The 25,842-nt window shown below is 70.7% G+C and carries 20 protein-coding genes and 1 pseudogene; 14 read left to right on the forward strand and 7 right to left on the reverse strand.

Annotated elements, in window-relative coordinates; all coding sequences use genetic code 11:
• Window positions 1–107 precede the first annotated feature (107 nt).
• On the forward strand, window positions 108–1,658 hold the full coding sequence (locus OOK07_RS38305) for a M1 family metallopeptidase (RefSeq protein ID WP_266801106.1): 1,551 nt from the start codon (window positions 108–110) through the stop codon (window positions 1,656–1,658).
• Between the two features lie 31 nt (window positions 1,659–1,689).
• On the opposite strand, the pseudogene OOK07_RS38310 reads toward OOK07_RS38305, so the two are convergent.
• Both OOK07_RS38310 and OOK07_RS38315 read right to left on the reverse strand, forming a co-directional pair.
• A pseudogene (locus tag OOK07_RS38310) lies at window positions 1,690–2,040 on the reverse strand (mechanosensitive ion channel family protein); the annotation flags it as partial.
• A gap of 253 nt (window positions 2,041–2,293) precedes the next feature.
• Window positions 2,294–3,283: a lysylphosphatidylglycerol synthase transmembrane domain-containing protein gene (locus OOK07_RS38315; protein ID WP_266801107.1), complete on the reverse strand. Its 990-nt coding sequence runs from the start codon at window positions 3,281–3,283 to the stop codon at window positions 2,294–2,296.
• A gap of 204 nt (window positions 3,284–3,487) precedes the next feature.
• On the opposite strand from OOK07_RS38315, the gene OOK07_RS38320 reads away from it, so the two are divergent.
• The 5 genes from OOK07_RS38320 (at window position 3,488) to OOK07_RS38340 (ending at window position 12,493) form a co-directional block, all read left to right on the forward strand.
• Window positions 3,488–5,389 carry an ABC transporter ATP-binding protein gene (locus OOK07_RS38320; protein ID WP_266802222.1) on the forward strand — a complete coding sequence of 634 codons (1,902 nt, stop codon included), beginning with the start codon at window positions 3,488–3,490 and terminating at the stop codon, window positions 5,387–5,389.
• Window positions 5,390–5,426: 37 nt separating this feature from the next.
• The gene (locus tag OOK07_RS38325; RefSeq protein ID WP_266801108.1) at window positions 5,427–6,221 is read left to right on the forward strand and encodes an alpha/beta fold hydrolase; all 795 of its coding nucleotides are present in this window, start codon (window positions 5,427–5,429) and stop codon (window positions 6,219–6,221) included.
• A 1,163-nt stretch (window positions 6,222–7,384) separates the two neighbouring features.
• Window positions 7,385–8,809, forward strand: a complete 1,425-nt coding sequence (locus tag OOK07_RS38330; protein ID WP_266801110.1) for a non-reducing end alpha-L-arabinofuranosidase family hydrolase — start codon at window positions 7,385–7,387, stop codon at window positions 8,807–8,809.
• Between the two features lie 378 nt (window positions 8,810–9,187).
• A complete protein-coding gene (locus tag OOK07_RS38335; protein WP_266801111.1) occupies window positions 9,188–12,142 on the forward strand; it encodes a helix-turn-helix transcriptional regulator in 2,955 nt (984 codons plus the stop codon).
• Between the two features lie 189 nt (window positions 12,143–12,331).
• Complete coding sequence (locus tag OOK07_RS38340; RefSeq protein ID WP_266801113.1) at window positions 12,332–12,493, forward strand: hypothetical protein; 162 nt, start codon at window positions 12,332–12,334, stop codon at window positions 12,491–12,493.
• A gap of 19 nt (window positions 12,494–12,512) precedes the next feature.
• On the opposite strand, the gene OOK07_RS38345 is transcribed toward OOK07_RS38340, so the two are convergent.
• The gene (locus tag OOK07_RS38345) at window positions 12,513–13,262 is read right to left on the reverse strand and encodes a DUF6585 family protein (protein WP_266801114.1); all 750 of its coding nucleotides are present in this window, start codon (window positions 13,260–13,262) and stop codon (window positions 12,513–12,515) included.
• Window positions 13,263–13,644: 382 nt separating this feature from the next.
• Entirely contained in the window at window positions 13,645–14,670 is a 1,026-nt protein-coding gene (locus OOK07_RS38350; RefSeq protein WP_266801115.1) for a 6-phosphofructokinase, read from the reverse strand.
• Between the two features lie 634 nt (window positions 14,671–15,304).
• On the opposite strand from OOK07_RS38350, the gene OOK07_RS38355 reads away from it, so the two are divergent.
• The 4 genes from OOK07_RS38355 to OOK07_RS38370 all read left to right on the forward strand — a co-directional run bounded on the left by OOK07_RS38355 (window position 15,305) and on the right by OOK07_RS38370 (window position 17,320).
• A complete protein-coding gene (locus OOK07_RS38355; protein ID WP_266801116.1) occupies window positions 15,305–15,691 on the forward strand; it encodes a hypothetical protein in 387 nt (128 codons plus the stop codon).
• 147 nt (window positions 15,692–15,838) lie between these two features.
• Entirely contained in the window at window positions 15,839–16,258 is a 420-nt protein-coding gene (gene panD / locus OOK07_RS38360) for an aspartate 1-decarboxylase (protein WP_266801118.1), read from the forward strand.
• Window positions 16,259–16,282: 24 nt separating this feature from the next.
• Entirely contained in the window at window positions 16,283–16,627 is a 345-nt protein-coding gene (locus OOK07_RS38365; protein WP_266801120.1) for a GNAT family N-acetyltransferase, read from the forward strand.
• A 54-nt stretch (window positions 16,628–16,681) separates the two neighbouring features.
• Window positions 16,682–17,320 carry an aspartate/glutamate racemase family protein gene (locus OOK07_RS38370; RefSeq protein WP_266801121.1) on the forward strand — a complete coding sequence of 213 codons (639 nt, stop codon included), beginning with the start codon at window positions 16,682–16,684 and terminating at the stop codon, window positions 17,318–17,320.
• A 527-nt stretch (window positions 17,321–17,847) separates the two neighbouring features.
• Here the strand turns inward: OOK07_RS38370 and gnd are convergent.
• Window positions 17,848–19,287, reverse strand: a complete 1,440-nt coding sequence (gene gnd / locus OOK07_RS38375; protein WP_266801123.1) for an NADP-dependent phosphogluconate dehydrogenase — start codon at window positions 19,285–19,287, stop codon at window positions 17,848–17,850.
• Between the two features lie 278 nt (window positions 19,288–19,565).
• On the opposite strand from gnd, the gene OOK07_RS38380 reads away from it, so the two are divergent.
• Window positions 19,566–20,759, forward strand: a complete 1,194-nt coding sequence (locus tag OOK07_RS38380) for a transglycosylase family protein (RefSeq protein ID WP_266802224.1) — start codon at window positions 19,566–19,568, stop codon at window positions 20,757–20,759.
• Here OOK07_RS38380 and OOK07_RS38385 read toward each other — a convergent pair.
• On the reverse strand, window positions 20,749–21,891 hold the full coding sequence (locus OOK07_RS38385) for a DMT family transporter (protein ID WP_266801124.1): 1,143 nt from the start codon (window positions 21,889–21,891) through the stop codon (window positions 20,749–20,751). The genes OOK07_RS38380 and OOK07_RS38385 overlap by 11 nt on opposite strands.
• 210 nt (window positions 21,892–22,101) lie before the next feature.
• Here OOK07_RS38385 and OOK07_RS38390 point away from each other — a divergent pair, with 210 nt between their 5' ends.
• The 3 genes from OOK07_RS38390 (at window position 22,102) to glgC (ending at window position 25,398) form a co-directional block, all read left to right on the forward strand.
• Entirely contained in the window at window positions 22,102–22,896 is a 795-nt protein-coding gene (locus OOK07_RS38390; protein ID WP_266801125.1) for a (2Fe-2S)-binding protein, read from the forward strand.
• A gap of 38 nt (window positions 22,897–22,934) precedes the next feature.
• Window positions 22,935–24,086 carry a glycogen synthase gene (gene glgA, locus OOK07_RS38395; protein ID WP_266802226.1) on the forward strand — a complete coding sequence of 384 codons (1,152 nt, stop codon included), beginning with the start codon at window positions 22,935–22,937 and terminating at the stop codon, window positions 24,084–24,086.
• Window positions 24,087–24,177: 91 nt separating this feature from the next.
• Window positions 24,178–25,398, forward strand: a complete 1,221-nt coding sequence (glgC, locus tag OOK07_RS38400) for a glucose-1-phosphate adenylyltransferase (RefSeq protein ID WP_266801126.1) — start codon at window positions 24,178–24,180, stop codon at window positions 25,396–25,398.
• 12 nt (window positions 25,399–25,410) lie between these two features.
• Here the strand turns inward: glgC and OOK07_RS38405 are convergent, their stop codons facing one another.
• Window positions 25,411–25,797, reverse strand: coding sequence for a cupin domain-containing protein (locus tag OOK07_RS38405; RefSeq protein ID WP_266801128.1), 387 nt, complete (start codon window positions 25,795–25,797; stop codon window positions 25,411–25,413).
• Window positions 25,798–25,842 lie beyond the last annotated feature (45 nt).

Here is a 25,842-nt window from a genome sequence, read left to right on the forward strand (position 1 = left end):
TGCCCGGCGTGCAACCAAAGGCGCCGATCTTTGGTCCTGCAAGGAGATCGTGCACTGATCGTCGACGGCCGGAACTGACCTCCCGGCCGCCCGAGCGAAAGCTGACCATGAGATATCGCAGCAGAGTGACGGCCCCTGTGGCCGCCTTGATCGGTACGGCCGCGGCACTGACCACGGGGTCCGCGGCCTACGCCGCCCCTTCGCCCCTGAAGGACGGCGGCACCCCGGGCGCCGAGACCCTCGGTGACTCCGTCTTCCCGGGCCTGGGCAACGACGGCTACCGGGTCTCGTCCTACCACCTCGACTTCGCCTACGACCAGACGTCGAAGCTGGTCGAGGCGGTGGCGACCATCCAGCTGACGGCGACTCAGGCCCTGAGCCGTTTCTCCCTGGACGCCCTCGGCCTCGACATCCGCACGGTCCGGGTCAACGGCCGCAACGTCGCCTTCAGGCAGTCCGGCGAGAAGCTGCGCATCACGCCCGCGACCGCCCTGGCCGCGCAGGCCCAGGCCAGCGTCAGCGTGGGCTACACCGTCGACCCGCGCGGCACGCTCGCCCACACCGCCTGGGTCGCCACGCCGGACGGTTTCGCGCTGTGCCCGCAGCCGAACTCCGCGCACACGGCCTTCCCGTGCAACGACCATCCCCTGGACAAGGCGGACTTCACCTTCTGCATCACGGTTCCAGCCGGGCTGCGCGGCGTCGCGAACGGCGTGCTCACCGGCACCAAGAGCCTGTCCGGCGGCCGGACGGCGTACTCGTACGCGTCCCGCTCGCCGATAGCCACCGAACTGGTGCAGATAACCGTCGGCGACTACGTCATCAAGGACCGGCAGGGCCCGAACGGGCTGCCCCTGCGGGACGTCGTGCCCACCGCCCGCGCCGCCGCTCTCGAACCGGCGCTCGCCCTCACCCCGAACCTCGTCCAGTGGATCGAGGCACGGCTCGGGGCCTTCCCGTTCGAGACGTACGGGCTGCTGCCCTGCAACTCCGACGCCGCCAACGCCTTCGACTTCACCGGCCTGGAGACGCAGACCCTCACCCTGTACAAGCCGAACTTCCTGCTCCAGGCGGAGAAGAACATCGGCTCGCACATGATGCACGAGCTGGTCCACTCCTGGTTCGGCAACCTCGTCAGCCCCGCCAACTGGGCCGACCTGTGGCTGAATGAGGGCCACGCCGACTTCTACGGGCTGCTGTACCGCTACGAGCGCGGCTGGACCGACTCCCTGGGCCTGACCACGATGGAAGCCCGGATGAAGGACACCTACGCCCGCGGCGACCAGTGGCGCCACGACTCGGGCCCGGTGGCCGCGCCGAACGAGGCCAACCTGTTCGACAGCCAGCGCTACCTGGGCGGCGTGCTCGTCCTGTACGCCCTGCGCCAGGCCGTCGGCGAGGACGTCTTCACCAGGATCGAGCAGACCTTCCTCGCCCGTTACCGCAACTCCACGGCGACGACGGAGAACTACATAGCCGTCGCCTCGGAGGTCTCCGGCCAGGACCAGTCCGGCTTCCTCAAGGACTGGCTGTACGGCACGAAGACGCCGCGGATGCCCGGTCACCCGGACTGGACGGTCACGCCGGTGCAGTCGGCGCTGGCCTCACCGCACAGCCGCAGGGGCGGGCACTACCACGAGAACTCCGCGACGCTCTGACCGCGGTGACTCACTGACCCGGGGCGGCCGGTCAGTCGAGGGGGGCGGGGGAGATCTCGCCCGCCTCGACGACCGCCGTCCGGGGGCTGCGCTGCTGCGGGATGGCCACCGGCCCCTGCTGCAGCGCCACCGTCCGCGCGGGCGCCGGGATGCGGATGCCCTCCTCGCGGTAGCGCTTGTGGAGGGCCTTGACGAACTCGTGCTTGATCCGGAACTGGTCGCTGAACTCGCCCACGCCCAGGATGACCGTGAAGCCGATCCGGGAGTCGCCGAAGGTGTGGAAGCGGATCGCCGGCTCGTGGTCCGGGACCGCGCCGGTGGTCCGGGACATCACCTCGGCGATGACGTCCATGGTCACGCGCTCGACGTGCTCCAGGTCGCTCGCCTCCAAGACCGTGCAGCCCGGCGACTACATCCGCCTGAGCAGCGGTGAGGAGCTCATCCTGCCGTACACGGCACAGGGATTCGAACGTCGAGGACTCCCGGACGACGCGGTTCGGACACTCCATATCGCAATCCGGACGGGGCAGATCGCGTGCGCCGAGCGCGCTCCTGGAGACGCCGTGGGCAGTGGTGCAGGGCCGGCGGACGCCCCGGCACCGAGGACGCGGCTGCGCCCTTACGGGAGGGGCGGCTCAGATCACCTTCAGCCGGACCAGCGCACCCAGCGTCAGTGCCCCGGGCAGCAGCGGCAGCCACACCGTGATGATCCGGTAGGCGAGCACCACCGCCGTTGCCACGGCCACCGGGCTGCCGGCCGCCACCAGAGCCACGACCAGCGCGGCCTCCACCGAGCCGAGCCCGCCCGGCGTCGGGACCAGGGCGACCGCGACCGTCGCCGCGAGATACGCCACGGCCATGTGGACGGGCGGCACCGGCAGCCCCAGTGACAGGCCGACCAGGACCAGTCCGGTCGCCTGCAGCGCGGGGAAGGCGAGGGAACCGCCCCACAGCGCGAGAGCGCGGGACGGACGGGTGTGCACCGAGCGCAGTTCGCTCAGTGCCGTGCGCAGGAACGACAGGACGGCGGCGCGCAGCGGTCGTAGGAGAGCGAGGACGGTCACCGCCACGACCACGACGGCACCGACGGCGAGCAGCAGCGGGACCACCGAACCGTCGGGCAGCAGCGTGCCGAACCGCAGGGCGCCCGGGGAGGCGAGCAGCAGCCCCGCCAGGAGGCCCAGCCGGGCGACCGACTCCGCGAGCAGGTAGAGGGCGAGCGCGGCGGAGGAACGGGCGAGCGGAATCCCGCACACGGTCATGAACCGCAGGTTGACCGCGCCCGCTCCGAGACCGGTCGGCAGCAGGTGGTTGGCCGAGCCCGCCGCGAACTGGGTGGCCAGCAGGCGCCTCCTGGGCAGCCGGTCCACGACCGCGCCCTGCCGTGTGCAGGCGGCCGCCACCCAGGTCAGACAGGTCGCGCCGGCCGCCGCAAGCAGCCAGGGCCACTCCGCGGCCCGCAGATGTCCGAAGCCCTCGACGAGGACGGACCGGTGCTGCACGGCCACGACGGAGACGAGCAGGAGCGGAAGCAGGCACAGGATCTGCCGGAGCACGCGGGCCGGGACGCGTCGGGGGAATCGTCCTGGGGGGAGGGGCCCTCGGGGAAGGTGTACAGCGGTCACATCCCGAGAGGGTTTCCAGTCCGCGCCAACGGCGGGTTGCGGAAGCGGGGACAGCGGCTGAAGGGGGGACAGCGACTGGAGGCGGGACGGCGACTGGAGGCGGGGCGGCGGCTTGCGTACGGTCATCGGGTCCTTCGAGCGGGAAGACGTCAGGAAAAGATTGACCTCAATGTTGCTTGAGGTTCTAAGTTCTCTCTCATGAGCATGGAGACCACGGCCTGGACACAGCTGCACAGTGTCATGAACGCCGAGCAGGAACGCCGCCCCTTCGCGCGCGCCACGCTGCGCCGCATCGCCGCCTTCGCCCGTCCGCATCGCGTCCGCATCGCGCAGTTCGTGGCGCTGGGGGTGGTGACCGCGCTGCTCGCCGTCGCGACCCCCGTACTCGCCGGACATGTCGTGGACGCGATCGTGTCGGGCGGCGACGAGGGAGAGGTCGTACACCTGGCCCTGCTCATCGCACTCATCGCGGTCGTGGAGGCGGCCCTCGGCATTCTCGGCAGGAGGCTTTCGGCGACGCTCGGGGAGGGGCTGATCCTCGATCTGCGGACGGCTGTGTTCGATCATGTGCAGCGGATGCCGGTCGCGTTCTTCACACGCACACGTACGGGCGCGCTGGTCTCCCGTCTCAACAACGACGTCATCGGCGCCCAGCGCGCGTTCAGCAACACACTGTCCGGAGTGGTCAGCAACCTGGTCACCCTCGTGCTCACCCTCGCCGTCATGCTGACGCTCTCCTGGCAGATCACCCTCCTCGCGCTGGTGCTGCTCCCGGTGTTCGTCGTGCCGGCCCGGCGCATGGGCAGCCGGATGGCCCGTATGCAGCGGGAGGCGGCGACGCTGAACGCGGCGATGGGCACCCGCATGACCGAGCGGTTCTCCGCACCGGGAGCCACGCTGATCAAGCTCTTCGGGCGCCCGGAGCAGGAGTCCGAGGAGTTCGCGGCCCGCGCGAGCCGGGTCCGTGACATCGGGATCCGCACGGCGACCGCCCAGTCCGCCTTCATCACCGCGCTGACCCTGGTGTCGTCCCTGGCGCTGGCCCTGGTCTACGGCCTCGGCGGCTGGTTCGCCCTGCGCGGCCGCCTGGAACCGGGCGCGGTCGTGTCGTTGGCGCTGCTGCTGACCCGCATGTACGCGCCGCTCACCTCGCTGGCCGGCGCACGCGTCGAGGTGATGAGCGCCCTCGTCAGCTTCGAGCGCGTCTTCGAGGTGCTCGACCTCAAGCCCCTCATCGAGGAGAAACCGGACGCGCACGCCGTGCCCGACGGCCCGGTGTCGGTCGAGTTCGACGGCGTCCGCTTCGCCTACCCCTCCGCCGACAAGGTCTCCCTGGCCTCCCTGGAGGAGGTGGCGTCCCTCGACACCCGGGGCGGTGCCGAGGTCCTGCACGGCATCTCCTTCCGCGCCGAGCCGGGCCAGACGGTCGCCCTCGTCGGCTCGTCCGGCGCCGGCAAGTCGACCATCGCGCAGCTGCTGCCACGCCTGTACGACGTCGACGAGGGCGCCGTACGCCTCGGTGGCACCGACGTCCGCGACCTGACAGCCGCCTCCCTGCGTTCGACCCTCGGCATGGTCACCCAGGACGGCCACCTCTTCCACGACAGCGTCCGCGCCAATCTCCTCCTGGCCGCCCCCACGGCCACCGAGCCCGATCTGTGGGACGCGTTGCGCCGCTCACGTCTCGACGATCTCGTACGCTCCCTGCCCGACGGCCTCGACACGGTGGTCGGCGAACGCGGCTACCGTCTCTCCGGCGGTGAACGCCAGCGCATGACCATCGCCCGTCTCCTGCTGGCCCGTCAGCGCGTCGTCATCCTCGACGAGGCCACCGCCCACCTCGACAACACCTCGGAGGCCGCCGTCCAGGAGGCCCTGACCGAGGCTCTGGAGGGCAGGACGGCGGTCGTGATCGCGCACCGGCTGTCCACGGTGCGGGCGGCGGACATGATCCTGGTGATCGAGGGCGGCCTGATCGTGGAACGCGGCACCCACGAGGAACTGCTGACGGCCGGTGGCCGGTACGCGGAGCTGTACCGAACGCAGTTCGAGGAGCCGGCGGAAGAGGTGACGGAGATCGCCCCGGCGGGGGAGGCTGTGGCGTAGTCCTTACCGGGCCCCGGCACAAGGAGATGGAGTCACCGTGATCGACCTCGGCCGTATCCGGCTGTTCCACACCGCCCTCGGACCGGCCGACGACGCTCCCGCCCTCCTGCTGGTGCACGGCTGGGGCGGGGACGGCCGGGAGTGGTCGGCGCATGCCGAGGCGCTGGCGGGCCGGTTCCGGGTGGTGGTGCCCGATCTGCGCGGGCACGGCCGCTCCGAGGTGCCGGCGGAGGGCAACACCCCGGCGGAGATGGCGGCGGACCTGGCCGCGCTGACCGAGGCCCTGGGCACCGGTCCCGTGATCGCGGTCGGCCACTCCATGGGCGGCCAGGTCGTCAACCTCCTCGCCGTCCACCATCCGCACGCCGTACGGTCGGTGATCGCCCTCGACCCGGCCCACGGCGCCCACGGCGAGGAAGTCGAGCAGATCCCCGCCAGGCTGGCCGCCTACCGTGAACGCGGCGCACAGGCGGCGGCCGCGTTCGTGGCGGCGGCTTTCGGGCCGGCCGCGCCGACGGGCCTGAGCACCGCCCACGTACGCACCATGCTCGGCACCCCCGGCCACGTCATAGCCCAGGCCTACGCGGGCATGTACACCGACGACGGCGCCGTCGGCATCCGCCCGGCCAGCGAGGCCCACCTGCGCCGCCGCACACAACCGGCGCTGACGGTCTGGACGTCGGCCGAAGCGGCTGCATGGGAGCGCGGCACCCTGCGCACAGCCGCATCCCGCGTCGACCACTGGCCCGGCACCGGGCACTACCTGCACGAGGAACATCCGCGCCGCACGGTCCGCCTGATCGAGGACTGGGCGGACGGCGGGCTTGCTTGACGTGTGATTCGCTAAGAGGCCGATTTGCGCCCGCTGAAGCACCCGACGAGGTGGCTGGACGGTCTTGCCGCCCAATGGGAGAACCGCCTGCGGGCGATCAGGGAACTGGCCGAGAGTGATGCCTCGCCCTGAGCCGAGCTGAATGTCACGCCGCTTCCCACTGCCTGCACAACGCCAAGGTCGGCGGGGGAACCAGCCTCGCCGAGGCCGGGGGCGCCGAGGCCCAGGTCATCGATACATCGACACCACGCATCTCACGCCGTCCGGGCCGCCCTGCAGATCGCAGAGGCCGCTGGGAGTTGAGGCCCGCATCAGGCGGAGCCATCGCCCAATGCCGGCCGGCTCAGGGCATCCCGGTCGAAGGGGGCGCGGCGCCGTTCGTGAGTGCGCGTGTGAGGCGACGAGGCCCGCCGCGCCAACGCAGCCGACCCGGCGGCGGAGAAAAGCGTCGCGGATTCAGTGACCGTCAGCGCGGCCGCCGCGAAGAGGGTTCGAAATTTCGGGTGCCATTCGGAAAAACGAGGTGGGGCGGACGCCGGAGACGCGACGGGCCATGTCGACGCAGTCCGCGAAACCGGCCCAGCTCCGGCGCCAAAGGGGCTGTCCATCTGCCCGGCCCGACGGTTCGATCCGCGTGACCTGCGTCGTTTCGTTCAGGACGTCCTGCGAATGTTTCGGAGTCCTTCGCGAATAATGCGAGAGGTATTGACGCCGTTCACCAGTTCCCTATCATCCAAATTGCTCGACAATTCGGCTCTTGTTCGATTTGCCGAACACGTCAGGGCCGCTCCACTCGCACAGCAGGGCAACTCCGGAACAGGGTCTCGCCCACCGCAACGACCGAGCCGCAAGGAGCACTCGCACGATGCGTATGTCATGGCCTCATCATTTCTGCTCCCGTCGTCGCGCACCGACGGCCGCCATCGCCAGGCCGCCGGCGCGGTTCTCCCGTCGGCGGGCGCCTCCCCGGGCCGCTCTGCTCCCACCCGGGGGCCGGTCTGTGGGTCTCGCAGGACCGCGCAGCAGTAAGGGCTCGGCCCGGTTCCCTGGACCGCTGCGAACCGCATCGCATCGACAGCCCTGACAGCCCTGACATCCCCAACAGCCCGGACGGCCTCGGACGGGCCAACCGGAACCGCCTACTCAAGGATTACGAGGTCCCCATGCGCAGACGAAGTTTGTTCAGCCGCGGACGTCTGTCCGTGGTGCTCGCCGCTGCGGTCGCGGCCCTGGCCACGTTGGCGGCGATGCTCGTCGCCGGCCCGGCTCAGGCGGCAACCAGCGGCGCCTTGCGCGGAGTTGGTTCCGGCCGGTGCCTCGATGTGCCGAACGCCGGCCAGACCGACGGCACGTACCTGCAGACCTGGGACTGCTCGGGCGGGACCAATCAGCAGTGGACATCGACGGACAGCAACCAGCTGACCGTGTACGGCAGCAAGTGCCTGGATGTTCCGGGCCATGCCACCGCGGCCGGTACGCGGGTGCAGATCTGGACCTGCACCGGCGGCGCGAACCAGCAGTGGCGAGTGAACTCCGACGGCACGATCGTCGGCGTGGAGTCCGGGCTGTGCCTGGACGTCAGCGGCGGCGCCACGGCCAACGGCACGGCGGTGCAGCTCTGGAACTGCAACGGAGGCAGCAACCAGAAGTGGACCGGCCTCTCCGGGACGACCCCGCCCGACGGCAACTGTGCACTTCCGTCGACATACCGGTGGACGTCGACAGGTGCGCTGGCGCAGCCGGCGAACGGGTGGGTCTCGCTGAAGGACTTCACCAACGTGACGTACAACGGCAAGCACCTGGTCTACGCGTCGAACGTGTCGGGATCGTCGTACGGCTCGATGGCGTTCAAGCCCTTCACGAACTGGTCGGACATGGCATCGGCCGGCCAGACCGGCATGAGCCAGGCCACGGTGGCACCCACCCTGTTCTACTTCGCGCCCAAGAACATCTGGGTCCTTGCGTACCAGTGGGGTGCGTGGCCCTTCATCTACCGCACGTCGAGCGACCCGACCAACCCCAACGGCTGGTCCGCGCCGCAGCAGCTGTTCACCGGCAGCATCCCGGGCGCCGCCCCGATCGACCAGACCCTGATCGCCGACGGCCAGAACATGTACCTGTTCTTCGCCGGTGACAACGGCAAGATCTACCGGGCGAGCATGCCGATCGGAAACTTCCCCAGCAGCTTCGGCTCGTCGTACACGACGGTCATGAGCGACTCGGTGAAGAACCTGTTCGAGGCGCCGCAGGTCTACAAGGTCCAGGGCCAGAACCAGTACCTGATGATCGTCGAGGCCCGGGGTGCCAATGAGCAGCGCTTCTTCCGCTCGTTCACGGCCTCCAGCCTGAACGGTTCGTGGACCCCGCAGGCCGCCACCGAGTCCAACCCCTTTGCGGGCAAGGCCAACAGCGGCGCCACCTGGACCAACGACATCAGCCACGGCGACCTGGTCCGCAACAACCCCGACCAGACCATGACCATCGACCCCTGCAACCTGCAGCTCCTCTATCAGGGCAAGTCCCCCACCGCGAGCGGCCCCTACGACCAACTGCCGTGGCGGCCGGGCGTCCTCACCCTGCAGCGCTGACCGCCCGATCCACGGTGACCGCGAGGTGGTGCGGTCCGCCGGCCCGTGGACGAGCGGTTCACGGCACGAGCAGCTCCACCTGCTGACCGGTACACACCGCAGCGAGGAACCCCAGCCGTGCGTCGGCTGGGGTTCCTGCTTCTTGTGAACCCGCTTCGTGGACAAGGACCGAAGCACTACGACGCCACCAGGGAATCGCTTCCCGGCCGCGATGTGCTCTCAACTCCGCGCAACGCGAAATCACTGCCGAGCCACGGCGGTCAGTGGCTCCTGCCTTCCCGCAGATCACAAGTCGGGCAATGTGATGGCCTAATATCCGAACCGACTACAGAGGGCGTCCTGGCTCGTGTGTACATCCGTGGGAAGGGAGAGGATCACTTGCCCCCCAAGGATCCGGCGCATGAGAACGGCGCAGTTCTCGTCGGCAGACACACGCAGATCGAGTGTCTCTCCGCGGTCGTACAGGATCTGACCGACGGGCGCGGAACGGTCCTGGAGGTCACTGGCGAGCCGGGGATCGGCAAGACCGCCCTGCTCGCCCTGCTTGCCGAGCGGGCAGCCGGAACAGGGGCCCTGGTGGCGCGAGCCCACGCCGCGCGCACTACGACGCAACCCGGCCAGGTGATCAGAGACGTGCTGGATGCCCTGGACGTGGGGGACTCCCCGATCGCCCGGGGGCTCGGCGCCGGGGCGGGAGCCGAGGTGCGCGGTGTACTGGGGCGCTGGGCCGCGCGGCACGGCGGCGTGCTTGTTCTCGACAACGTTCATCTGTGGGACGAGGAGTCCGCGAGGCTGATCGCGCAGCTTGTGCGGACACCCCCGCCCGGCCCGTTCGTCCTGGCGCTGGCGCACCGCCCGCGGCAGGCCGGCCCGGTCCTGAGGGAAGCGCTCGAACACGGAGTCGAGACCGGCTCGGTCACCCGTCTGGCCCCATCCCACCTGGACCTCCCGGCGATATCCACTCTGCTCGGCCACCGTGGGTCCCTCACGGACACCACATCCCGGCACGCCTTCTCCCATTCGGCGCAAGACCACGCGTACACCGACTGGCGCGCCTCCCCGGCCCCCGTGGTCGACGCCACATACGCCGAGCAGTTGCACGCCGCCTCCGGCGGCAACCCGCGGATGCTGCGGATCCTGGTCGCGGCGCGGTGGGACCCGGACGTGTGGCCGCTGAGCGCCGGACCGGACCGGGACGGCATGCGCCGGGAGGCCGTCTCCGTCGTCACCGAGCTGGACTCCCTCACCGCTGACGCCGCGCTCTCGGCCCAGGTCGCCGCGGTTCTCGGCGATCCCTTCCTGCCGGACGACGTCGCCGCGGTCTCCGAACTCGGCCTGGAACGAATCCTCAGAGCGTTCACCGAACTCGTCGAGGCGGACTTGGTACGGCCGCTGCCCTGGGGTGGCGGCTATGTCTTCCGCAACCCGGTGCTCGGCCACGTCGCCCTGGAACACGCTTCGCCGTCCCTGCGCGTCAACGCCCACAGGCGGGCCCTGGATCTGCTCACCACGCGAGGAGCGACGGCGCTCCGACGTGCCCGGCAGGCCGAGCACCTGGTGGGCGCGGGCAGTGCTCGGGCCCGGCAGGTGCTGGTCGAGGGCGCGGCGGAGGCGATGGCCAAGTCCCCCGCCGTCGCTGCCCGTTGGCTGCGCCTGGCGCTGGACCACCTGCCCGCCGGGGAAAGGATCAGCGAGCCCCGGGTCGTGCTCGTGCTCGACCACTGCCGGGCCCTCAGTGCCGTGGGCCGCCTGCAGGAAGCCCGTTCCCTGGTGCACGACCTGCTCAGGCATCAGTCGGATCTCTCGGTGGACCTTCGGCTGAGCGCCTACGCCGTCTGCGGAGAGCTGGAGCGGTTGCTGGGCCGCCACCAGGAGGCGGAAGCGGTGGTCCGGACGGCACTGGGCCTCGTACCCCGCCCGCTGCCGGTTCCGCTTCCGGCGCCGGCGGCCGAACTGATCGGCGCGTACGGGCGAGTGCAGTTGTTCCGGGGCGCCTACGGCGAGGCACGTGACGTGGTCCGCGAGGCGGCGGAGGCCGCCGAAGCCGTCGGCCCGGCGGCGCCCTACCTGCGGGCCCTGGGGGCCCTCGGCGACACCCAGTTGGGGCTGCTGCCCGAGGCCGTCGCCGAGGTCACCAAGTGTGCGCGGATCGTGGACGCGCTGCCGGACGCCGCTGCCGTCACCATGCCCGACGTCCTGGCGATGCTCGGCTGCGCGGAGCTGTTCCAGGAGCGGTTCCATGACGCCTACCGGCATCTGGAGCGGGGACTGCAGGCAACCACGGGTGCCACCCGCAGGTTCATCCGGATCAACCAACTGGTGGCCCTGTGTCATCTGGACCAGCTGACGGGGCGTCTGGAGTCGCTCTGTCGCCGTGCCGGGGAGGCCGAGTTGCTCGCCCGGACGAGCGGGGTCGACGAAGCCGCCGGGATCGCCATGATCCTGCGGGCGACGGGGCTGCTGTGGACACGTCCACGGCGGGACGCCGACAGGCTGCTCGAACTCGCCGGAGAAGGGCTGTCCCTCGCCCTGCGCAAGCGGGGCTGGCGGGCAGCCGTGGCGGTCGGCCTGCGCGCCCACGCCCAGTTCCTCGGCGGGGATCCGGCAGGCTGTCTGCGCACCCTCGTCGAGGAGGGAGGCCCGCAACTGCAGCGGCTGCTGCGGACGTGGCAACCCTCTCTCCTGGCACTGGCCTCCGTCGCGGCACTGCGTTGCGGTGACATCGACGCCGCACGCGACTGGGCCGGGACGGGGGAGGCCGTGGCCGAGGAGTTGGGGCTGCCGCTGCAACAGGAGTATGTGCGCAGAGCCCGAGCCGGGCTCCACGCCGCCGAGGGACAGCACCACCTGGCGGCAGGGCTGTTTCACGAGGCCGCGGAGGCGTTCCGCCGCGCGGGTCTGCCGGTGGAACACGCCTGGACCCTGGTGACCGGTGCGCCCTCGGTCCACGCGGCCCATGGCACCCAGCAGGCGCTGGAGTGGCTCGACATGGCGGGAAAGGCCGCGCGGGCCTGTGGCGCAGAGCGGATCCGTGAGGAGGCGGCACGAGTCAGGGGCATGCTGCCCGCGTCATCCGCCGCCACCGGTGCGGCGGTTGCAACGGCGCAGGACTGGAGCACCGGGGCGACGATGGTCCTTCTCACCGAGCGGGAGCGGGAGATCGCGGAACTGGCGGCAGAGGGCAAACGCACCAGGGAGATCGCAGAGCAGCTCTTCGTCAGCACCAGGACGGTCGAAACCCACCTCGGACGGATCTACCGCAAGCTCGACATCCCCTCCCGGGCGGCACTGCCGCGCGCACTCGGCCGAGTGATCCACCGGCCGGCCGTCTGACCGGTCACTCAGGTCCCGCCCGGCGGGGCCGCCGACGCCCAGAGGGTCGCAGTGCTGCCCCTCAGGAACGCAGCCGGGCAGCAGTGCCCGAACCGTCCCGGCCATGGCCGGCCAGGCCGCCGTGACCCAAGGATGGGCAGCGCGCCCACACCCCATGTCCGGGCAACTCGCTGCCCTTGGGACAACCCCGTGTCCTCTCCCCTCGGCGTCGGCCCGCCTGCGGCCGACCGTGTCACCACCATCGCCGATCGGAGCCCCGGATCCATCGGGGGAAACACGGAATCCTCCACGGACACCGGTGCCCTCACCGCACTGCTGGCGGGCGTGATCACCGAGGCGGCCGCCAGGTGAAGACGGGTCGGCCGGGCCGTCAGGCGGCGGACTGCTCGTGCAGGCGTTGGGCGACCGCCAGGAACAGGTGCAGGTTCGTGATGTCCTTGGCCATGTGGTGGGACCAGCGGACGGGGTCACCCATGGAGCCGGTGGTCATGATGCGGACCAGGCCACCCGTGGCACCGACCTCCCTGACCTGCGACCAGGGCAGGCTGCCTGTCCCACGGGCGCTCACGGCCGTGCGGGAGAGCGAGAGGGCTCCGAACGGGACCGTGCCGCCTTCGCGAAGCGTCTCCAGCACGGCCGGTCTCTGTGCGCGCACCACCGCGTCCTGCATCCGGGCACCCCAGACCTCGGGATCCTCGTAGAACTCCGTGATCTGCACCGAGCCCTGGCCGGGGGCGCTTGCCGAGTAGACGTATTTGGTCGGCGCGGGGATGCCGTTGATGATCAGCTGGCTGATGTCCTGCTGGAGGCGCAGCGAGTCCCAGCGCAGGGCGACCGGCTCGCCGCCGGACGGCGGTTGCACGACCAGCCCCTCCTCGAACAGGTGCAACCGCTGGGCGGCCCGCTTCCGGCTGAAGTCGGGGTAGCGCCGCATGGAGAACCAGTAGTACAGCAGCCCGGGAACCAAGAAGAACGGCATGAGCATGAGGCAGTTGAAGACATGGGCGACGTACACCACACGACGCAGGCGCTTCGGCGCGAACACGCCTTCGAGCGCCCCCAGCCGATGGCGTACGGCCAGGTCGGCGACCTCGGGCGACGCGGGGGTGAGTGAAGTCATGAGGACGAGCGTCCGAGCTGCGCCCACACGTGACAACCGTGGATTTACGTAACTCGGTTACGTATCTTCCGTGTGCCGTGTGCCGTGTGCCGCGTGCCGGTCGACCCGCCGGGTGCGGCCTTCGGCGACGTTGCGTGCGTCCAGGGACGGTCTGGGCGTGCCGCTCGTCGTTCCCGTCGGGACGGCCGCGTCAGGCGGTGGCGAAGAAGATGACGTGGTGCGGCTGCCTTTACACCTGCAAGCCCTCGGTCGACCTCTTCGGGCTCGACAAGGACGACCTCGCGGACCAGCTCCAGGACGTCCTCACCGTCGGCGAGTTCTACGAGCACGCGGCCGGAGGCCGGATAACGGCCGAGGGCCGGATGCCTGACAGCGGACGGGGTCAGCCGAAGAACACCTCGAACTCGTCGTACAGCGAGGGGTCCACCACCTTGGTCTGCGCCCTGGTGTGGGCGAGGGGCACACGGATGATGTCGGTGCCGCGCAGAGCCACCATCGTGCCGAAGTCGCCGTCCTTGACCGCGTCGACGGCGTGCAGTCCGAAGCGCGTGGCCAGCCACCGGTCGAAGGCACTCGGCGTGCCGCCCCGCTGGATGTGGCCGAGGACCGTGGTGCGGGCATCCGTGCCGGTACGTTGCGAGATCTCCTGGGCCAGCCACTCGCCGATGCCGGACAGGTGTACGTGGCCGTACTCGTCCAGCGACCGGTCCTTGAGGATCATCTGTCCCTCTTGAGGGAGAGCTCCTTCGGCGGCGACGACGATCGGCGCATAGTTGATCTTGAAGCGGTTGTTCACCCAGGCGCAGACCTGATCGATGTCGAACGGCCGCTCCGGGACGAGAATCACGTTGGCGCCGCCCGCGATGCCGGCGTGCAGGGCGATCCACCCGGAGTGCCGGCCCATCACCTCGACCACCAGGGTGCGCATGTGCGACTCGGCGGTGGTGTGGAGGCGGTCGATGGCTTCGGTGGCGATGCCCACGGCTGTGTCGAAGCCGAAGGTGTAATCGGTGCCGGGCACGTCGTTGTCGATGGTCTTGGGCACGCCGACCAGGTTGATCCCCTGGCGGCTCAGCTCGGTGGCCGCGCCGAGCGTGTCCTCGCCGCCGATCACGATGAGCGCGTCCACCTGGTGCGCGGCCAGGGTGTCCTGGATGCGCCGCACCCCGTTCTCGTGCTTGAAGGGGTTGGTGCGGGAGGAACCGAGGATGGTTCCGCCGCGTGGCAGGATCCCGCGCACGGCGGCGATGTCCAGCGGCACGACGTTGCCCCGCAGCGCACCGAGCCAGCCGTCCCGCAGGCCGACGAACTCGAAGCCGAACTCCTGGGTGCCCTTGCGGACCACGCTGCGGATCACGGCGTTGAGGCCGGGACAGTCGCCGCCACCGGTCAGCACTGCGACCTTCATGGCTTCCTCCCTCTTCCGCCCGGGAGCGACTGCGCTCTTGCCGTCGCGCACGAGGCGGGCCGCCGTTCGCCCTCGGCCCGGGGGTCCCGCAGGCCTGCTCCAGCAGGCTTCCCGGTCTGTCACGTAGGGGCAGAACCATGCGGCTCAGCTCTGCGGATGTGACCACGGAGAGCCGGGTGACTCTCCTTCCATCATGAGCGACAGAGTCTGCGGAGGCGACCCGCCTTGGGCCCGACGAGGGGGACCTTCGCCCCCATGACCGGGCCGTGCCGCCGTCCGACCGCGCAGAGACGACGGGCGGGAGGCGACGCCGATCTCCGACGCGACGACCACCGATCCGTACGAGGTCACGACCGTCATGACGTATCTGCGTGGGGCTGACTTCCATTGGGTCCGTACGGCCCACTGCGGCCGGATGCTCGCGGGCCGACGCCGGGTGCCGTCAGGAGAGGCGGGGGCCGTCCTGCCGACAAGGGCGGGTACGGCCGGAGACCGGCCTGACCATGGCGTTCACGCGTTCGTCCGGTACCAGCTCTTCAGCTCCCTGATCGCCCGCGCGGACAACGGCCCCTGCTGGGCCGCCACCAGCTGCGCAAGCGGATGCTGTGGCTGCGCCGGTGCCGGAGTCCCGGCCGTGCAGATCGTCGCCGTCCACCTGCCCTGGACGCGCAGCATCCTCGGCACTGTGCCGCTCGCGCTCACCCAGTGGGCGATGATTTTGGGCGCCGCGGCTACCGTGCCGCTCGCCGACCACGCGGCCCGCCTCGCCCCACTCACCGACCAAGACGTGCACGCCCTGATCACGCCGCACGCGCCCGCGCTCTCGGCGCGAGCGCGCTGTGCGGTCGTGATCGGCCGGCGCGAACAGACCGGTTCGGTTGTTGCGGCGGAAGCGGACAGACGTGCTGTGGCGACGGTCACGAAGGTTTCCGGCGCGTGGTTGCGTACGCTGGCGTCGGCCGTTCGACAGGGCGCAGCTCAGGAGCCGCAGCGACTCCGTGCCCCCACAATGGCTGCCTGACGCACCGTCAGGAAGGTCAGCAATCGGTCAGCGTGAGTCCTGAAAACCCGGGGGAAGCTGCCCGTGCTTGCGACTCGCTGTAAGGTGAGAAAATAGCCCTTGACCTGCAAAAACGCAGGCAGGGAGCCTACTCGCGGGAGTGCGCCGATGTTCCGTACCATGTTCAAGTCCAAGATCCACCGAGCCACCGTCACCCAGGCCGACCTGCACTACGTCGGATCCGTGACCATCGACGCCGATCTGCTCGACGCCGCCGATCTGCTGCCCGGCGAGCTGGTGCACATCGTCGACATCACCAACGGCTCGCGTCTGGAGACGTACGTCATCGAGGGTGAGCGGGGCTCGGGCGTGATCGGGATCAATGGCGCCGCAGCCCATCTCGTCCACCCCGGCGATCTGGTGATCATCATCAGCTACGCTCAGGTGACCGACGCCGAGGCGCGGGCACTCGAACCCCGGGTCGTGCACGTGGACCGCGACAACCGCATCGTGGCTCTGGGCGCCGACCCCTCCGAGCCGGTGCCGGGCTCGGACCAGGAACGCAGCCCGCAGGCCGTCTCCGCCTGACGGCCGAACACCAGGAGCGCGCTCATGAGCGACATCGAGATCCGCGACGACCGGGCGGCGGGCCGCCTGGAGGCCTACGACGGTGCCGAAGTCGTCGGCCACGTCGAGTACTTCGTCCTGGAATCCCCCGAGCGCGCCCTGGTCCCCGTGCACACCATCGTGGAACCGGCCCACGAGGGGAAGGGCATCGCGGGCTCGCTGGCCCGTGAGCTGTACGGCATCGCCGAGCGCGAGGAAATCGTCGTGGCCCCGCTGTGCCCGTACGTCGTCAAGTGGGCCGAACGCCATCCCGACGAGGCCCCCGCGGCCGCCCCGGAACTGCTGAGGGCGGCGAAGGGCTGGCTGGTGGCGCACCCGGGCCGGTTCTGAGACCGGGTACCTGTCCGGTACCTGTCTCCCCTCGAAGAAAGGCCCTTCGCCCGCATGCTGGCCCTCCTGCACACCTCGCCCCTGCACGTCCCGGTCTTCGACGCCCTGCGCGACGAGGAGCACCGGGGCCTGGAACTGCGGCACTTCGTCGACGAGGAGTTGCTGGCCCGAGCCCGCCGCGAGGGTCCGGAGGCGGTGGCGGACGAGGTGCGGGCGGTACTGGACAAGGCCGTCGGCGAGGGCGCGCGGGCCGTTCTGTGCACCTGCTCGACCATCGGCGCCGTCGTGGAGTCGGCGGCTTCCGGGGCCGGGGTGCCGGTGGTGCGCTCCGACCGTCCGATGGCGGCAGCCGCGGTGGCCGCCGGCTCGCGGATCGTCGTCCTGGCCACCGTGGAGAGCACGTTCGGTCCGACGACGGCCCTGATCGAGGAGGAGGCCCGTCGCGCCGAGAGCCCCGTTCAGGTGCGGACTCAGCTCGTCGACGGCGCCTGGAGCCGCTTCGAGGCGGGTGACGCCGAGGGCTGCGCCCGTCTCGTGGCGGCCGCGATCGACGCGGTCACCGACGCCGACGCGATCGTCCTGGCCCAGGGCTCCATGGCCCCGGCCCAGCACCTCGCCACGACCATGGTCCCGGTGCTGTCCAGCCCGCGCGCGGGTCTCGCCGCGGGCGCCGCGGCGGTGCGCACCGCTTAGGCCCACCGGACGCTCTGCCGTCCTACGGGTGCGTGAACACGGGCGGGTGAGTACAGGTGAGTGAGGGCGGGTGAGTGGGGAGACGGGCGTCGGGTACGCGGGGGAGTAGTCCAGAGCCGATGCCGACCGACTCGCCGGAGGACATCATGACCGATCCGTACCCCGACCCCGTGCCCCCCGCACCCGGCCCGGACCCGCGGCCGGACCCGTATCCGTCCCCGGTCCCCACGCCGCAACCGCCGTCCCCGGAACCCACTCCACCGTCGCCTCCGCCCTCACCGCCGACCCCGACGCCGGACCCGGGCCCCTCCCCGTCCCCGGTCCCACCGGGCCCGGACCCGGTCCCGCAGCCGGGACCTCCGCTGACCTGAGCTGGATCTCACGGAGGGTGAGACTTTCTCGTACGTCAACTCAATTGAGTGACGTCGCGTTGCCTGTCGGCAGGGATGGCCGATCGAGGGCAGGAGCGGTCCGCAGGGCATCCTGCGGACCGCTCCTTCGGCCCGGGAGACCGTGTGCTGGGCGGACTAGGCGGACACCTCCGACCGGTCCCCGCCCCACAGCGTGTGGAACGCGCCGTCCCGGTCCGTGCGCCGGTACGTGTGCGCGCCGAAGAAGTCCCGCTGCCCCTGGGTCAGGGCCGCGGGCAGGCGCTCGGCGCGCAGGGCGTCGTAGTAGGCGAGGGCCGCGGCGAAGCCGGGGGTCGGGACGCCCTGGCGGGTGGCGGCGACCAGGACCTCGCGCCAGTCGTCCTGGGCGGCCGCGATCTCCTGGGCGAACGTCTCGTCGGACAGCAGGCTCGGCAGGTCGGCGCGAGCGTCGTAGGCCGCGCGGATGCGGTCCAGGAAGGCCGCGCGGATGATGCAGCCGCCGCGCCAGATGGAGGAGACGGCGCCGAGGTCGATGTCCCAGTCGTACTCCTCGCTGCCCGCCTGGATCTCGTGGAAGCCCTGCGTGTAGGAGACGATCTTCGACGCGTACAGCGCCTGCTCGACACGGTCGGCGAAGGCCCCCGCCTCGGCCTCGGACAGCGGGGACGCCGTCGGGCCCGCCAGGCCGCGGGACGCCTCGCGCAGCGCCGCGTGACCCGACAGGGACCGGGCGAAGACCGCCTCCGCGATACCGGAGACCGGGACGCCCAGGTCGAGGGCGATCTGGACGGTCCAGCGGCCGGTGCCCTTCTGCTCGGCCTGGTCCACCACCACGTCCACGAACGGCTCGCCGGTCGCCGCGTCCACGTGGGACAGCACCTCGGCGGTGATCTCGATGAGGTATGAGTCCAGGCGGCCCGTGTTCCAGGTGCGGAAGATCTCGGCGATCTGGGCGGGGGAGTATCCGGCCACGTCCCGCAGCAGCTGGTACGCCTCGCCGATCAGCTGCATGTCGGCGTACTCGATGCCGTTGTGGACCATCTTCACGAAGTGCCCGGCACCGTCGGGGCCGACGTGTGTCACGCAGGGCGAGCCGTCCTTCGCCTTCGCGGAGATCTTCTCCAGCATCGGGCCGAGCGAGTCGTACGACTCCTTGGGGCCGCCCGGCATGATGCTCGGGCCGTTGAGTGCGCCCTCCTCGCCGCCGGAGACACCCATGCCGACGAAGTGGATGCCCTGCTCGCGCAGGTCGCGCTCGCGGCGCCGGGTGTCCGCGAAGTGCGCGTTTCCGCCATCGATGATCATGTCGCCGGGCTCCAGGAGCGGGGCGAACTCCTGGATCACCGCGTCGGTCGGGTCGCCCGCCTTGACCATGATGACCAGGCGCCGCGGCCGCTCCAGGGCCGCCACGAACTCCTTGGCGGTCTCGGCCGCGATGAACTCGCCCTCGTCCCCGAACTCCTCCACCAGGGCGTGCGTGCGCGCCGCCGTCCGGTTGTGCAGCGCGACCGTGTAGCCGTTGCGCGCGAAGTTGCGGGCGAGGTTGCGGCCCATGACCGCGAGTCCCGTGACGCCGATCTGGGCTGAAGTGCTCATACGGTTTGGCTCCTAAAGGATCCTGTGTCGGTGGTGCCGGTCGTGCCCGTCAGTATCGACCCACCGACCATCCTTGCCTGCCGGTTCGCCGAGCGCATGTCCGGGGTGCCCGACGTGCCGCAGGCAGATACGCACGTCGAGCACCACCCGCCTCAGTCGATCTGCAACTCCCGTGAATTCCTGGTTGCTTGCGGGACAGGGCGGCCGATTGCCGTCTTGTCATGGCCTGTTCGGGGCGCTTACTTTTGGCCCTCGGACGCATGTCGAGGGGGATCTTCATGGCCGTACGCGGCCGGCACCGCCGGTATCAGCCGAAAAGGATCAACCGCGCCTCACTCACCATCACGGTCGGCGGCGCGGGCATGGCAATCCCGCTGATCGGCGCCGGCACCGCCCACGCGGCCGACGTGTCCACCTGGAACAAGGTCGCCGCCTGCGAGTCGACCGACAACTGGAGCATCAACACCGGCAACGGCTTCTACGGCGGACTGCAGTTCACGCAGTCGACCTGGGAGGCATACGGCGGCACGGCGTACGCGCGGCGCGCGGATCTGGCCACCAGGGACCAGCAGATCGCCGTCGCGGAGAAGGTCCTGGACGGGCAGGGGCCGCATGCCTGGCCGGCCTGCTCGGCGAAGGCCGGACTGACCAGGGGCGGCGGCACCCCGGACGTCCATCCCGCCGGGGGCACCTCCGAGAGCGGGAGCACCGTCAAGAAGGCCTCGGTGCAGGACGTTCAGCCGCAGACCACGCCCCAGTCCCGGGCGGGTACGGCCGAGATGTACACCGTGGTGCGCGGTGACAGCCTCTCCGAGATCGCCGACAACGAGCGTCTGCGAGGCGGCTGGCGGCAGCTGTACGCAGCGAACCGCAGGACGATCGGGGCGGACCCCGACCTGATCCTGCCGGGCCAGCGGCTGAAGCTGCACACGAAGGACCCCGGGACGACCCGCAGCGGCTCCAAGTCCTCGACGGAGAAGACCTCTTCGGCCACCGAGGAGAAGACCCCCTCGGCCACCGGGAGAAAGGCCCCCTCGGCCACCGAGCACAAGGCCAGGCCCAGCGGTCACTCCCTCGTCGCCCCGGTCCACGGCTCGCTCGGCACCCCGTACCACGTGGCCGGCTCCTCCTGGTCGAAGGGCTACCACACCGGAGTCGACTTCCCGGTGCCGACCGGCACCACCGTGAAGGCGGTCGCGGCCGGCCGGGTGGTCAGCGCCGGCTGGGGCGGCAGCTACGGCTACCAGGTGGTGATACGGCACTCCGACGGCCGCTACAGCCAGTACGGCCATCTGTCGGCGATCTCCGTGAAGGCCGGACAGGGAGTGGGCAGCGGGCAGCGCATCGGCCGCTCCGGCTCGACGGGCAACGCGACGGGCCCGCATCTGCACTTCGAGGTGCGGACGGGGCCCGGTTTTGGTTCCGACATCGACCCTGTGGCGTATCTCAGGGCCGGCGGCGTCAGGATCTGACGCGCTCCCGGTGCCGGTCGTGACCCGGCATCGGGACGTACGAGCCGCCGTAGAAGGGGCCGTAGAAGCGGTACCTGGCCGGGTCGGCGGGCTCCGCGTCGGCCTGGTCGTAGGCCACCGCCAGGATCGTGGGGCCCGCCTGCGCGGGGACCAGGACCTCCTCGCGCAGGGCGGCCGTGGCCGGCCGCTCGGGGATCACGGCGAGCAGCTGCTCGACGGGGGTCGGTCCGGCGAGTTCCCCGACGGGCGTCGGCCCGGTGACGGGCTCGGCCGGCTCCTCCGGCGCGGCGGCCTGCACCGCGGCGCGCGCCATGCGTTCCGTCGTCAGCAGGATCAGGCCACCCGCCGCCACCACGCCGCAGCTCAGCGCGAGCGCGGTGCCCGTGGTGCCGTAGCGGAAGGTCTCGCCGAACATCGTGATGCCGACCGCGGCCGCGACCACCGGATTCACGACGGTCAGGGTGGCCAGCGGGGCGGTGAGACCGGCGCCACGGTAGGAGGCCTGGGACAGCAGCATGCCGGCCGTGGCGAAGACGCCGATCACGGCCAGGGCGGGAAGGTCGGTCGAGGACACGCCGTCGGTCCAGTCGACCGCGACGGTCTTCGTGAACACCGAGGACATACCGAACGCGATGCCGGAACCGGTCGCGAGCAGCATGCTGCGCACCGCCGGGTGCCGGTGAGCGGCCCGGCCCGCGATCATCAGCGCCAGGACCACGCCGCCGGAGACCACGGCCACGCCGACCCGCTGGGCCGTGTCCAGCGACTGCGACTCGGAGGAGCCGACCAGGGACAGCAGACCGGCCAGGCCCACGGTCGCCATGATCGCGCCCCGCCAGGCGGTCGCACCGGCCTTGCGGCCCACGAACAGCGCCGCCATCGGCAGCGCGAACACGATCGTCAGCGCGCCCAGCGGCTGCACCAGGCTCAGCGGGCCGTAAGCCAGCGCCACCACGTGCAGCAGTCCGCCCAGGCCGTTGAGCGCCACCGCGGCCCACCAGGTCGGCCGGCGCAGCGGCGCGTACTCCTGGTCGGGGGAGGACACCGCGACGTGCTCCTGCACGATCGCCCCGCCCGCGTAGGCGACGGCGGAGACGAGCGACAACAGCACGGACAACGCGAGGGCACTCACGAGCTGCTCCTCTGCGTGCGGCGGGGGAGGTGATCCCTGCGCGACGAACGGTCGGCCTTCATAACCAACACGATGCCTTGTCGATCTGTTCCCGTCGTCGTCCCTGAGCAGGCAATGGGTCCTACTGCCGATGGAGTACGAATCGGGCGCCGTCCTCCCCAAGGTGGGCGACACGGGGTGGGGACCCCCCAATGGGAACCCCTAGGGCGCTTGGTACTACTGCTCCTCGTGGACCTCGATCAGGATCTCGCCGCCCTCGGACCGCTCGGCGGCTTCTTCGTACTACGCACCGGCGGAGCACCGCATGCGCCCCTGCCGACGCTGGCGGACGCATACACGACGTACACCTGCACGACGCACACGACGTATCCGCAGGAAAACCAGTCTTCAGATGCTCGCGGAAATCCTATTACTTTTCGGGTCGAAAAGGTCGCTCATTCTCTCCGCGCTCCCGAGATGCGGATCGCTGTCTCCGTCGCCCAGCAGGGGCTCGCGGCCCGGCTGTGGTCGGTGACGCTCGCCTGCGCCGTGCTCTACGGCAGCGTCCCCGACCTGGACCCCGGGCTGCTGCACTGGGATCCCGACGCAGGCGCCCCCGACGACCTGTGGCTCGCCGAGGTGCGCCCGCTGCCCGCGGACGCCGCGACCGTCGCGGACGTCGTGCTGAAGGGCCACCTCGAACCGCTGGCGGCGGCCCTGCGCGCCCGCCACCGCGTCGCCCCCGGCCTGCTGCGGGGCAACGCGGCATCCGCGCTGGCGGGCGCCGCCCGGCAACTGGACCACTGGGCCGCCGCCCACGGACACCCCCGGGCGGCCGCGCACACCCGCTCCCTCGCCGCCGGACTCCTCGCGCACCCTCTGCTGTCCGGCACCGGAACCCTCACCGGCACCTCGTTCCGCCGCCGCAGCTGCTGCCTCTACTACCGGGTGCCCGGCGGAGGCCTGTGCGGTGACTGTTGCTTCACACGACCGCCGCGCTCTTCCGCGCACGGCACATCTGGGTGACCATGAGAGAACCGGTCGCCGAGAGCTGGGGGTTGCGGGTGCGAGTGGGACTGCTGACCCGGGAGTACCCGCCGGACGTGTACGGCGGCGCGGGTGTTCATGTCGAGTTCCTCGCCCGGGAGTTGACGAACCTGGTCGACCTCGAAGTGCACTGCTGGGGCGAGGGCCGCGGGGTGGGCGTCATACGCCACCGTCCCTGGGCCGCCCTCGACACCGCCAACGACGCGCTGCGCACGTTCTCCGTCGACCTCGCGATGGCCGCCGGACTCGAAGGCCGCGAGCTCGTGCACTCCCACACCTGGTACGCCAACCTCGGCGGCCACCTCGCCAAGATGCTGTACGGCGTACCGCACGTGATGACGGCGCACTCCCTGGAGCCGCTGCGCCCCTGGAAGGCCGAGCAGCTCGGCGGCGGATACGCCCTCTCCAGCTGGGCGGAGCGCACCGCGACAGAGACCGCCGACGCCGTGATCGCCGTGTCCGGCGCCATGCGCGAGGACATCCTCACCTGCTATCCGACGCTGGATCCGGCCAAGGTCCACATCGTGCACAACGGCATCGACACCACCCTCTACCGCCCCGACAGCGGCACCGGCGTGCTGGAGCGCCTCGGCCTCGACCGGAAGCGCCCGTACGTCCTGTTCGTCGGCCGCATCACCCGCCAGAAGGGCGTGCCCCACCTGCTGCGGGCCGTGCGGGACATCGACCCGGCCGCACAGGTCGTGCTGTGCGCGGGAGCGCCGGACACCCCGGAGATCGACCGGGAGTTCCGCGATCTCTACCAGGAGCTGAGCCGCGTGCGCGAGGGCGTGCACTGGATTCCCCAGATGCTGCCGCGCCCCGAGGTGATCCAGCTCCTCACGCACGCCGCCGCGTTCGTCTGCCCGTCGGTGTACGAACCCCTCGGTATCGTCAACCTGGAGGCGATGGCCTGCGGGACTCCCGTCGTGGCCTCCCGGGTCGGCGGCATCCCCGAGGTCGTGGACGACGGCAGCACGGGGCTGCTCGTGCCCGTGGACGACGACTTCGAGGCGGGCCTCACGCGGGCACTGGACCAGGTGATCGGCGATCCGGAGGCCGCCCGCCGGATGGGCGAGGCCGGCCGGGAGCGCGCGGTGGAGGAGTTCGGCTGGGACGCCGTCGCCCGCCGTACGGTCCGTCTTTACGAGGAGACCCTCAAACTGGGTTAGAAAGGAAGACAGCGGCAGGGAGTTCCTCGAACAGGCTTACACCCCCCTGTGCAGGGGCAGGCATGGATCAACCACGGTGAGGGGAGCGGCCATGCGTCGTGGCGGACCTTCGGTGCTCGGGATCGTACTGGCGGGCGGAGAAGGCAAACGCCTGATGCCCCTGACCGCGGACAGGGCGAAACCAGCGGTCACCTTCGGCGGCACGTACCGCCTTGTCGACTTCGTCCTGTCCAATCTCGTCAACAGCGACATCCTGCGCATCTGCGTCCTCACGCAGTACAAGTCGCACTCGCTGGACCGGCACATCACCACCACCTGGCGGATGTCGAGCCTGCTCGGCAACTACGTCACCCCGGTCCCGGCGCAGCAGCGGCTCGGCCCGCGCTGGTACCTGGGCAGCGCCGACGCCATCCTGCAGTCCCTGAACCTCGTGCACGACGAGGGGCCCGAGTACGTCGTCGTCTTCGGCGCCGACCACGTGTACCGCATGGACCCCAGCCAGATGCTGGCCCAGCACATGGAGAGCGGCGCGGGAGTGACCGTCGCGGGGATCCGCGTGCCGCGCGCCGAGTCCTCGCAGTTCGGCGTGATCACCCCGGGCTCGGACGGACTGACGGTCGAGCGTTTCCTGGAGAAGCCCGCCGACCCGCCCGGCCTTGCGGACGATCCGGAGTGCGTGTTCGCCTCGATGGGCAACTACATCTTCACCACCAAGGCCCTCATCGAGGCCCTGCAGCGGGACGCCGAGGACGAGCACTCCGTGCACGACATGGGCGGCTCGATCCTGCCCCAGCTCACCGACCGCGGCGAGGCGATGCTGTACGACTTCAGCGCCAACCACGTGCCCGGCGAGACCACCCGCGACCGCGGCTACTGGCGTGACGTCGGCACCCTCGACGCGTACTACGACGCCCATATGGACCTGATCGCCGAGCGCCCGGCCTTCAACCTCTACAACCGCCAGTGGCCCATCTACACCCACGCCAACCAGCTCTCCCCGGCCCGCTTCAACGCGGGCGGCATGGCCAGTGAGTCCATCATCAGCGCGGGCTGCCTCATCCGGGGCCAGGTCACCCGGTCCATCCTGTCCCCCGGTGTCAGGGTCGACCCGGGCGCCGTGGTCCAGGGCTCGGTCCTGCACGACAACGTCCGCATCGGCCGTGGCGCGGTGGTGCGCGGGGCGGTCCTGGACAAGAACGTCGAGGTCCCGCCCGGCGCCACGATCGGCGTCAACCCGGACCGGGACGCGGAGCTGTACACCGTCTCCGAGGGCGGGGTGATCGCCCTCGGGAAGGGGCAGGTGGTGTCGTAGCCGGCGGGCCGGTCAGCCGGAGGCCTCCCGCATCGCCTGGAAGTTCTTCATGATGGCCTCGCTGGTGGGCCGCACATCCTTGGTCGGGCTGAACTGCAGCGCCTCGGTGCCCGGTGCGGTGCGCACGGGGACATGTCCGGGCGGTGCGTAGTACGCGTCGCCCTCCTCGTACACCTCGTCGCGGTCCGCGTAGTGGAAGATCAGCTGCCCCTTGAAGACATAGCCCCAGTGCGGGCACTGGCACCGGTCGTCGGGCAGGCCCCTGAGCAGGAGCGTGTGATCGACGTTCTCGCGGAAGGTGATGAAGTCCACCGTGTAGTCGTCCAGCTCCTCGGACCGGTCGAGAACGATTCCGAAGTCGCCGCCCTGGGTGGCCGTCTCCCTGGATACCTTCGACATCTGCCTCGCCCCTTTCTGCTGAGGGTGCCGTCGCAGCCGACTCAC

It is taken from the genome of Streptomyces sp. NBC_00078 (genome assembly GCF_026343335.1).
Classification (GTDB): Bacteria; Actinomycetota; Actinomycetes; order Streptomycetales; family Streptomycetaceae; genus Streptomyces.